The following is a 1,203-nucleotide window of genomic DNA, read 5'->3' on the forward strand; positions in this document are numbered from 1 at the left end:
GTGACAGGGGATAAGTGGGGTCGCTCTCCCCTGGCGTAGCTAGAGAGCTGAGGAGGCGTCTGTGTGTGGGGTGCCATCCGTGGGCCCCGGCTCTTCGGCCGGGGAAGAGAAGGTGTAGTGGTGAGTGGTGAGGCGTGAGGTGGAGCGCGGCGCGACTATCGCGCGCCGCCCTGCATCAGGCCGGGGATCGATTGGAGGTCGATGCTTTGGCCGGGTTCGAACTGGATGGGTTCGGAGTCCTTCTGCATCAGGTTGGCGACAGGGGTCGTGAAGGCATTGACGCGGGCGCCTTCCAGCTGGAATTCCCAGCCGTTGACACGAGCCGATATCTTGTCGGCCAGGTCCTTGCCCTCCGGCTTCGTGGCCTCGGCGCTGAAGCGTACCCAGAGAGGTTGGGTAGTGTCGGCGATCTGCGCGTGAATGGTCACGCCCGGCTCGACGTCAAAATCAATCGAGCGGATCGGGCTGATGCCTTCCTTGGCGGGGCGCACCGACATGATCGAGACCGAGGCCAGGCCCTGGGTGACCCGCTTGATCGCGGCGTCGTTCACGAAGGTGCCGTTGGTCTCATATTGCGGATCGACCGTCTCGCGCACGAAACGGCCATCCTCCCCGCGCTTGGCGGAGAGCGCGGGCTTGCCCTGCTCCGCGATGGCGACGCGGGCAACCTGCGAGCCAGGAATGCTGAAGAGCTCGCCGAACCAGTCGGCGAGTTTCATGGGCAGAAGCGCAGTGCCCTGGACCAGAACGGCCTCGTCGCTCGAAGGCAGGCGGACATAGGTCGCCATGCTGCCGTCAGGACGGGGAAGCTCGCTGAGGTTGCCGATGATGATGTCTTCGATCGGCTTGCCCTGGCTATCGAGCAGCGACACTGCCTTGGCGGACGAGCCGGCGGTCGCTGGATCATCGACACCGATCTGGGCGTACCAATCCGCATCCCGGGTCTTGGCCTCGACAGGCTTGAACCCGACAACGGCCGAGACGAGCTGCTGGGCCGTGCCGTCGCGGACGGGGTAGCCCTCCTGGGAGGTGGCGACCCATTTGTCGCCCTGCTTCTGGATATCGATCTCGTAGGCCGCGGTGCGTACCTTGACGCCAGCGACGTTGGTTGCCTGCGACTGCAGGTCGGGCAGCAGGCTGGGGACGCTGGCCGGCCCTTGCTGCATGCCTTCGCTCGATACCGCCCAGGCTGCGCCCAGCAGG

Annotated in this window: 1 protein-coding gene; it reads right to left on the bottom strand. The window is 65.6% G+C overall.

Annotated elements, in window-relative coordinates:
• Window positions 1-155: 155 nt before the first annotated feature.
• Window positions 156-1,203: DUF4340 domain-containing protein (locus JP75_RS24690; protein ID WP_210165361.1), on the bottom strand; the 1,048-nt coding region annotated here is incomplete at its 5' end.

Origin of the sequence: Devosia riboflavina, assembly GCF_000743575.1 — a bacterium.
Lineage (GTDB): Bacteria > Pseudomonadota > Alphaproteobacteria > Rhizobiales > Devosiaceae > Devosia > Devosia riboflavina.